Origin of the sequence: Micromonospora wenchangensis (genome assembly GCF_002210435.1) — a bacterium.
GTDB classification, from domain to species: domain Bacteria; phylum Actinomycetota; class Actinomycetes; order Mycobacteriales; family Micromonosporaceae; genus Micromonospora; species Micromonospora wenchangensis.
In genome coordinates, this window is record NZ_MZMV01000070.1 from 25,032 (window position 1) to 32,970 (window position 7,939).

Consider the following 7,939-nt stretch of genomic DNA (forward strand, 5'->3'; position numbering starts at 1 on the left):
CGGCGCGCCTCAGCGCGCGCCGCCGTTGACGTACGGGGTCTGTCCGCTGATGTACGACACGTCGTCGCTGGCGGCACCCTCGGCGGCCGGCCGGTGCGCGGTCGCCGCGCCGATGCCCTGCCCGGCGCCGGTGACGACGGCCACCCGGTCGGCGAATCTGGTCACGGTTCTGCCTTCCGCTAGAAGGCGTTGACGCCGGTGAGCGCGCGCCCGATGAGCAGCTGCTGGATCTGGCTGGTGCCCTCGTAGAGGGTGGCGACCCGGGCGTCGCGCAGGTACTTGCCGACCGGGTACTCGTCGATGTAGCCGTACCCGCCGAAGACCTGGACGGCGTTGTTGGCCGCCCGGACCGCTGCCTCGCTGGCGAAGAGCTTGGCCATCGAGGCCTCGGTGGCGAACGCCTCGCCCCGGTCCACGAGGTCGGCTACCCGCCACACCAGCAGCCGGGCGGCGGCGGTGTCCACGGCGATGGCGGCGAGCAACTGCTGCACCAGCTGGTGCCCGGCGATCGGCTTGCCGAACTGGGTGCGCTGCCCGGCGTAGCCGACCGCCGCGTCGAGGCAGCCCTGGGCGATGCCGACGCAGCCGGCGGCCACCGACATCCGGCCCTTGGCCAGGGTGTCCAGGGCCAGCCGGAACCCGCCGCCGGCCGGGCCGAGGCGCGCCGAGTCGGGCACCCGGACGGCGTCGAAGCGCAGCTCACCGGTTGCCTGCCCGCGCAGCCCGAGCTTGCCGTGGATCTCCCTGCGGGTGAGCCCGGCGACGTTGGTGGGCACCAGGAACGCGCTGATGCCCCGGTGTCCGGGTCCGCCGGTGCGGGTGAAGAGTAGGACCACGTCGGCCACGGTGCCGTTGGTGATGAACGTCTTCGCGCCGGTGATCAGCCAGTCGCCGCCGTCGCGGGTCGCCCGGGTGGTCAGCGCGGCCGCGTCCGAGCCGCTGTCCGGTTCGGTCAGGGCGAAGCAGCCGAGCGCGGTGCCGGCGCAGAGCCGGGGCAGCCACTCGGCCCGCTGCGCGGCGGACCCGTGCGCGGCGATGGCCTTGGCGACCAGCCCGAGCGACACCGAGACGATGCCCCGGACGGCGGAGTCGCCCCGGCCGAGCTCCTCCAGCACCAGGCAGTAGGAGAGGTGGTCGCCGCCGGATCCGCCGTCTTCCTCGGGAATGGTCAGCCCGAGGAAGCCCAGCCGGCCGAGCTTGTCCACGATCTCCGGGTCGACCGACTCGCGCCGGTCCCAGGCCGCGGCGTGCGGGACCACCTCACGGTCGACGAACTCGGCGGCGAGCTGACGAACCGCCGCCTGCTCCGCGGAGAGCTGAAGGTCCATGCGGCATAAACTAGCGCTGCAAGTTTAAGTACGTCCAGACCCGGCTGTGACAGAGTTGCCGCGGACCGACGAGTGAGCGAGGGAGGCGCGGATGCCCCGTCCGAGGCAGGCGCTGCTCAACCGGCAGCGGATCGTCGATGCCGCCGCCGCGCTGATCGACGCGGACGGGCTGGAGGCGTTCTCCACCCGCCGGCTCGCTGCCGAACTCGGCGTACGCGGGCCCTCGCTCTACAACCACTTCGCCACCAAGGACGAGATTCTCGACGCGGTGGCCGACAGCGTCACCGCCCAGGTGGACGTCTCCTTCTTCGGGCGCCTCGACTGGCGCGAGGCGCTGCGCCGGTGGGGGCACTCGTATCGGGCGGCACTGGCCGCGCACCCGAACATCGTGCCGTACCTGGCCCGCGGGCCGGGCCGGCGGCCGGCGGCGCTGACGATGGCCGACGCGGTCTACGGCGGGCTCGTCGCTGCCGGCTGGCCGCCCGCGCGCGCGACACACATCGGCGCGCTGATGCGCTACTTCGTGGCGGGCTCCGCGCTCGGATCGTTCGCCCGTGGCTTCGTCGAGGACCCGGGGTTGTACGGGGAGCGGTATCCGCACCTGACCCACGCGCACCGGCTCGCCGAGCATCAGCAACAGGTGGACGAGGGCGCCTTCGCGCTCGGCCTCGACGCGCTCATCCATGGGCTCTCCCGCACCTACGAGGAGCACATCGGGCCGCTACCACCCCTCCCGCCAGCCGATCCGGGGCACTAGAGTCAAAACTTGCAGCGCTAGTTTTCGACCACCGTGAGGGGCGCGATGGATCTCCCACGAACCGACATCTATCTCGACGGAGCGTGGGCCGCCCCCTCCTGCGGGCAGACCATCGCGGTGCACAACCCGGCGACCGAGGAGGTGCTGGCGAGCGTGCCGGCCGGCACGGCGGCCGACGTCGACCGCGCCGTCACGGCCGCCCGCGCCGCCTTCCCGGGCTGGGCCGACACCACCCCGGCTCAGCGGTCCGCCACCCTGGACCGGCTGCACACCGCGCTGGCCGCCCGGGCTGCGATCGCCGCCGAGACGGTCGCGCTGGAGCTGGGCACCCCGCTGAAGGTCGCCACCCGGGTACAGGTCGGCCTGCCGCTGACCGTGCTGCGCAGCTACGTCGAACTGGCCGCCCGGCCGCCCGCCGAGGAGACCATCGGCAACTCGCTGGTGGTCCGCGAGCCGGTCGGCGTGGTCGGGGCGATCACCCCGTGGAACTACCCGCTGCACCAGGTGATGGCGAAGCTGGCGCCCGCGCTGGCCGCCGGGTGCACGGTGGTGCTCAAGCCCAGCGAGCTGACCCCGCTGACCGCGTACCTGCTCTTCGACGCGATCCACGAGGCCGGCTTCCCGCCCGGGGTGGTCAACCTGGTGCCCGGCACCGGCGTCGAGGTGGGTGAGGCCATCGCCGCCCACCCGGACGTCGACATGGTCTCCTTCACCGGCTCGACCGCCACCGGCCGGCGGATCTCGCACCTGGCCGCCGACCGGATCGCCCGGGTGGCGCTGGAGCTCGGCGGCAAGTCCGCGAACGTGATCCTCGACGACGCCGACCTGCCCACCGCGGTGAAGGTCGGCGTGGGCAACGCCTTCCTCAACTCCGGCCAGACCTGCACCGCCTGGACCAGGATGGTGGTGCACCGCGACCGCTACGACGAGGCGCTGAACCTGGTCGCCAAGGCCGCGGACGGCTACCGGACCGGCGACCCGTTCACCCCGGACACCCGGCTCGGCCCGCTGGTCTCCGCGGCGCAGCGGGACAGGGTGACCGGCCACGTGACCCGGGCACTCACCGACGGCGGCCGGCTGATCGCCGGCGGCCCGGACGCGGTGCTGCCCGAGCGGGGCTGGTTCGTCGCCCCGACCGTGATCGCCGACGTCGACCCGGGCAGCGCGCTGGCCCAGGAGGAGGTCTTCGGACCGGTGCTCGCCGTCATCCCGGTCGACGACGACGAGGCAGCGGTAGCCGTCGCGAACGACTCCCGGTACGGCCTGGCCGGCGCTGTCTGGTCCGCCGACGAGCAGCGGGCGGTGCGGGTCGCCCGGCGAATCCGCACCGGAGCCGTCGACATCAACGGCGCACCGTTCAACCCGCTCGCCCCGTTCGGCGGCTACAAGCAGTCCGGCCTCGGCCGGGAACTGGGTCGCTACGGGCTCGACGAATTCCTCCAGACCAAGGCGATCCAGCGATGAGGGCGCTGCTCGCCCGCGGCGTGGACCAGCCGCTGACGGTGGAGGAGGTGGAGCTGCCAGACCCCGGGCCGGGTGAGGTACGAGTGCGGGTACGGGCCGCCGGCGTCTGCCACTCGGACCTGTCCATGGTCAACGGCACGGTCGCGTCGCCGTACCCGCTGGTGCTCGGACACGAGGCGGCGGGCGAGGTGATCGAGGTCGGCCCCGGCGTCAACCGGGTCCGACCCGGCACGCACGTCGTGCTGAACTGGGCGCCGCCCTGTCGGCGGTGCTGGTACTGCGGTCGCGGCGAGCCGTGGTTCTGCGAGCGGACGGGCTCCCCCGCGACCGCCCGGGGCCGGACCTCGGACGGTTCGCCGCTGCACGTCGCCCTCGGCCTCGGCGCGCTGGCCGAGGAGGTGGTGGTGCCGCAGGAGGCGGTGATCGACGTCCCGGCGCAGCTGCCGTTCGCCACCGCGGCCCTGCTGGGCTGCGCGGTGCTCACCGGGGTCGGCGCGGTACGCCGGACCGCCCGGGTGGCGCCCGGCGACTCGGTGGCAGTGATCGGTCTCGGCGGGGTGGGCCTGTCGGTGGTCGCCGCCGCCCGGACCGCCGGCGCCGATCCGGTGCTCGCCGTCGACGTGTCGCCCGCCAAGGCCCAACTGGCCACCGCCGCCGGGGCCACCGACTTCCTCGTCGCCGACGACGCGCTGAGCCGGGCGATCCGGGAACGCACCCACGGGCGTGGCGTCGACCACGCCCTGGAGTGCGTCGGCCGCGGCGTGACCATCCGCGCCGCCTGGCGGGCCGCCCGGCGCGGCGGGCAGGTCACCGTCGTGGGGATGGGCGCGCGGGACGACGTGGTCAGCCTGAGCGCGCTGGACATCTTCCACTCCGGGCGGACACTGCGTTCCTCGGTGTACGGCTCGTCCGACCCGGACCAGGACCTGCCCGAGCTGGCCCGCGCCGTGCTCGACGGCACCCTGGACCCGGCCACCCTGATCACCGACCGGACCGGCCTGGACGGCGCCGCGGCGGCGTTCGACCGAATGGCCCGCGGCGAGGGAGCCCGTACCGTCGTGTTGCCCTGACCGTCGCCGCCCGCCGCCGCGCCGGGTTCAGTGCAGCGCGCGGGCAAGTTCGGTACGGGACCGGATGCCGAGCCGATGGACGATGTTGCGCAGGTGGTAATCGACGGGACGAGTGTGGCCACGACGCCATGATCACTATTCGGAGTGAGCCACAGTTAACCCTGGGCGTAACCACCAGGGCCGATACTCGCGTTGGGCATCAGACCCCCGGCCGGTGCGTCTGCCAGATCGTCTGCTGGGCCAGGTAGGCGCCGGCGTGGAGGCGCACCTCGACGTCGTGGTTGAAGGGGCCGGCCGCGACGAGCTGCTCGACACGCCCGAGCGTTCTCACCGCGGCGGCCGGGGTATCACCCGCGGCCGAGTCCGATCCGGACACGTTCATGTAGATGGTCTGGGTGCCCACGGCGGCGGCCGGCGTGGCGGGAAGGAGGGCGGTCAGGCTGAGAACGGCGGCGGCCACGGCGAACCGCACCGCCCTCCGCACATTCACCTGCCAGTTCGTCGGGAGCCGGGTCGCCGACCGCTACCCGCAGACCCAGACCTGCGGGGTCGGGTCGGCTGATCAGCCGGTCCGTCGACGGCACCAGGGCTGGAGAACGACACCAAAGGCACTGCAGGACGGGAAGACTCCGGTGGCGGCCATTGCGACGCCGCGATCTGGGCCCCGGTGACCGGCAGGGTGGGCGAGATCTGGTCGAGCAAGCGCTGCCCCACGGTGGCGTCGATCTCGACGTCTGCGCTGATGCGAACATCGGCCGCGGTCGCCAGGTCCACGACGTCGTCGCTGGTGAACGCATCAGCTCCGAGAGTACTCAGCCGTCGCGCGAACTCCTGGACATTGATCATCTGCAGCCTCATCGTCGGATTGTTAATCATCCACCGTAACCCTCGCTTCGGTCGGCGGATCCTGCGCCCGCCGTGCGGGCCACTGGGGCCGACAGTCGGGCTGCTGGTACGACCGCGGCAATCAGCTCGCCCAACGCGGAGGGCGGCAGTCCCGTGCCGGGCCGGTCGAGGCCATTGACGAGGTGTTCTGCTCCCCGCGCATGCGGGGGGTGATCCCCTTTGGAACCGTTCCGCCTGGTGGGGTGGAGCTGCTCCCCGCGCATGCGGGCTCTCGCCGTCAGAAAACCAGGCTTCTTGGCCCTCTTCCGCGTATGCCGGGGCAGCCCTGTCATCCCGCGATTGGTTAACGGCCTGCGCTGCGGCTACTGCTCCTCGTGCTGCCAGCGCATGCTGGTGGGGCGTTGGCCGGTGGTGACGTATTCGACGACTGCGGTCCGGGCGGCGGCTGAGGCCACTCGCGCGATCTCGGCAGAGATTTCCACCAGGCCGGCGTCTGGCGACTCGTACACGGTGATGGATGCGTCGGGTTGCCGCTCGACGGCATAGCTGCCATCAGGCAGCCAGCGCACCGCCGCCGGTCGGCATCGATGTCGATGTCGATGTCGAGGGTGGGTTGGTCGTGGGTACCGACGGTGAGGGTCTGTCCGCAGCCCCCGTGCGGCATGATCGTCTCGATCTGCTCATCGAAACGACGTCCCGCCTCCTCGGCGTCGGCCAACTCAAAGGCATGGCCGTGGTAGTCGCGCAGCAGCAGCGTCAACGGGTGATCCTCTCTCCGGTGCCGGTATAGACACGGTGCCACCACGTGGTTCCGCCGTCGCGGGTGAGAAGCTGTCCACCGCCTCGCCCGATGCGCGCTGGCCACGACAGCCATGACCGACAGGACCTGTCCCCACTCCGGCACGAATGCCACTGGACCGCCGGTCAAGCGCCACGAAACAACGGCTGACGCAAGGGCCAGCCGGCCTGGAACCCGACTGGCCCATGAAACGCCGAAGCCGGGTCCGCATTGACTACCATCCGCTGTACGTCAACCGTCGGCCTCAACCACCGGAAGCAGGACCGACCCCACGAACGAGCCGCCAGCCAAAGTGAACAAAAACAGCACAGTTGATCTTTAGCGCCCCAGGTCAAGAAGTCTGTTCCCCGCGCACGCGGGGGTGATCCGTCGGTCCAGTCGATGCGGCTCGCATTGGCGTACTGCTCCCCGCGCACGGGGGGGGTGATCCGCTGGCGAACAAGGCGTATGACGCGCACATCGCTGCTCCCCGCGCACGCGGGGGTGATCCGGCCCGGAAGATGCTGCGCGATCTGTCCTTGCCCTGCTCCCCGCACACGCGGGGGTGATCCCTGGAGCGGTGGGCCGCACGCACCGCCGCAGCCCGAGAGCTGAGCCGCCCCACCGCTTGATCGCTACGCGGTCACATCTGAGGCGAATCCCGCGACTTCGTCGACCGAGGTCCGGCTGCCTTCAACCTGCGGCCTGGCCGCCAAACTCCACTGTCCCCGGGAGCAGCCCGCACCACCATGGGTTCTGCATGTGTGGGTGACACGTAGACGGGGGCGCTCGCCCAGTGGCTGCGGGCACTGTAGCGTCGCCACGGTCTCAGTTTGATCGACGGTGTCGGCGGTGGCTGGGGCCGCCCATTGTCTGCCTTTGTGTCTGGAGGTTCGATGCCGCTCACCGATGGGCCACGACTTGTCATCGAGGATCTCACGTCGCGGGTGTCGCCGCTCGATGCGCGTGAACGACAGGACCAAGCCGAAATCCTGCGGTGGATACGGTCTGGTTCTCCGTTGTTTCGTACTGTTCCACCTATGACGCCTCCGCAGCATCTGGCGGTGTATTTCGCCTTGTTGGATGAGGCGAGCCGTGCTCTGATGTTGGTGGATCATGTTAAGGCTGGTTGCTGGTTGCTGCCAGGCGGGCACGTGGATGACGGCGAGGACCCGCGGACGACTGTCGTGCGTGAGGCGCAGGAGGAGCTGGGCATCGACGTCCGGTTTCACGAGCGTCTGGGTGAGTTTCCCTTCTTTCTTTCGATGACGCAGACGCGTGGGCTGAACAGTCACACGGATGTGACTCTTTGGTTTGTGGTGCATGGTGATCGGGGTGAGGTGATGACGCCAGACCCTGGCGAGTTCCGTGGGACGGGGTGGTTCGGTCTTGACGAGCCTGTTGACTGGTCGGCTTCCCACTTTGATCCCCATATGGCGCGGTTTGTGGCGAAGTTGAGCGCGGCGCTGGTGACGAGCACGTCGACGTGCTGATGCCGGTGCCGGCAAGCACGCGTTGACCCGATGGCGGCGTGGATAGCCAGAGCGGAGGCGATCCAGCAGCACTCAAAGACGCACGCTTGGGTGACAGGAGTGTCATATGGCTGGTTTCTGCCGTCTTCCTCCTTGACCCCGTGCGGGCGTACCCCGATCTCGTGGTCGTCCCACACCCGCCGGAACTCCTCGCTGGCGGCCAG

10 protein-coding genes are annotated in these 7,939 nt (G+C 70.9%); 5 read left to right on the forward strand and 5 right to left on the reverse strand.

What is annotated here, in order from left to right; genetic code table 11:
- Window positions 1-9: 9 nt before the first annotated feature.
- Entirely contained in the window at window positions 10-165 is a 156-nt protein-coding gene (locus B5D80_RS34600; protein ID WP_169733123.1) for a hypothetical protein, read from the reverse strand.
- Between the two features lie 14 nt (window positions 166-179).
- Window positions 180-1,328, reverse strand: a complete 1,149-nt coding sequence (locus B5D80_RS28010) for an acyl-CoA dehydrogenase family protein (protein ID WP_088646944.1) — start codon at window positions 1,326-1,328, stop codon at window positions 180-182.
- Between the two features lie 91 nt (window positions 1,329-1,419).
- On the opposite strand from B5D80_RS28010, the gene B5D80_RS28015 reads away from it, so the two are divergent.
- From B5D80_RS28015 to B5D80_RS28025, 3 genes are read left to right on the forward strand one after another with little or no spacing between them, the layout of a single operon-like run.
- Window positions 1,420-2,085: a TetR/AcrR family transcriptional regulator gene (locus B5D80_RS28015; RefSeq protein ID WP_088646945.1), complete on the forward strand. Its 666-nt coding sequence runs from the start codon at window positions 1,420-1,422 to the stop codon at window positions 2,083-2,085.
- A gap of 45 nt (window positions 2,086-2,130) precedes the next feature.
- A complete protein-coding gene (locus tag B5D80_RS28020) occupies window positions 2,131-3,549 on the forward strand; it encodes an aldehyde dehydrogenase family protein (RefSeq protein ID WP_088646946.1) in 1,419 nt (472 codons plus the stop codon).
- Window positions 3,546-4,619: an alcohol dehydrogenase catalytic domain-containing protein gene (locus B5D80_RS28025; protein WP_088646947.1), complete on the forward strand. Its 1,074-nt coding sequence runs from the start codon at window positions 3,546-3,548 to the stop codon at window positions 4,617-4,619. The genes B5D80_RS28020 and B5D80_RS28025 overlap by 4 nt, the downstream gene beginning before the upstream one ends.
- Window positions 4,620-4,818: 199 nt before the next feature.
- On the opposite strand, the gene B5D80_RS28030 is transcribed toward B5D80_RS28025, so the two are convergent.
- The 3 genes from B5D80_RS28030 to B5D80_RS33530 all read right to left on the reverse strand — a co-directional run bounded on the left by B5D80_RS28030 (window position 4,819) and on the right by B5D80_RS33530 (window position 5,920).
- Entirely contained in the window at window positions 4,819-5,091 is a 273-nt protein-coding gene (locus B5D80_RS28030) for a hypothetical protein (RefSeq protein WP_088646948.1), read from the reverse strand.
- Between the two features lie 14 nt (window positions 5,092-5,105).
- Complete coding sequence (locus B5D80_RS33135; protein WP_144081791.1) at window positions 5,106-5,477, reverse strand: hypothetical protein; 372 nt, start codon at window positions 5,475-5,477, stop codon at window positions 5,106-5,108.
- 350 nt (window positions 5,478-5,827) lie between these two features.
- Window positions 5,828-5,920 (reverse strand): Imm1 family immunity protein, encoded by a 93-nt coding sequence (locus tag B5D80_RS33530; RefSeq protein WP_158224258.1) that lies wholly within the window; start codon window positions 5,918-5,920, stop codon window positions 5,828-5,830.
- 62 nt (window positions 5,921-5,982) lie between these two features.
- Between B5D80_RS33530 and B5D80_RS33535 the strand changes: the two genes are divergently transcribed.
- Window positions 5,983-6,255, forward strand: coding sequence for a hypothetical protein (locus B5D80_RS33535; protein WP_158224259.1), 273 nt, complete (start codon window positions 5,983-5,985; stop codon window positions 6,253-6,255).
- Between the two features lie 884 nt (window positions 6,256-7,139).
- Window positions 7,140-7,736, forward strand: a complete 597-nt coding sequence (locus B5D80_RS28040) for an NUDIX domain-containing protein (protein WP_088646950.1) — start codon at window positions 7,140-7,142, stop codon at window positions 7,734-7,736.
- Window positions 7,737-7,939: the final 203 nt, after the last annotated feature.

What these genes read in the sequence shown, in the direction of transcription:
- B5D80_RS33135 (WP_144081791.1), bottom strand. Translation starts at nt 5,477, where the DNA reads ATGAGGCTGCAGATGATCAATGTCCAGGAGTTCGCGCGACGGCTGAGT.
- B5D80_RS33535 (WP_158224259.1), top strand. Translation starts at nt 5,983, where the DNA reads ATGCGTCGGGTTGCCGCTCGACGGCATAGCTGCCATCAGGCAGCCAGC.
- B5D80_RS28020 (WP_088646946.1), top strand. Translation starts at nt 2,131, where the DNA reads ATGGATCTCCCACGAACCGACATCTATCTCGACGGAGCGTGGGCCGCC.
- B5D80_RS28015 (WP_088646945.1), top strand. Translation starts at nt 1,420, where the DNA reads ATGCCCCGTCCGAGGCAGGCGCTGCTCAACCGGCAGCGGATCGTCGAT.
- B5D80_RS28010 (WP_088646944.1), bottom strand. Translation starts at nt 1,328, where the DNA reads ATGGACCTTCAGCTCTCCGCGGAGCAGGCGGCGGTTCGTCAGCTCGCC.
- B5D80_RS28040 (WP_088646950.1), top strand. Translation starts at nt 7,140, where the DNA reads ATGCCGCTCACCGATGGGCCACGACTTGTCATCGAGGATCTCACGTCG.
- B5D80_RS28025 (WP_088646947.1), top strand. Translation starts at nt 3,546, where the DNA reads ATGAGGGCGCTGCTCGCCCGCGGCGTGGACCAGCCGCTGACGGTGGAG.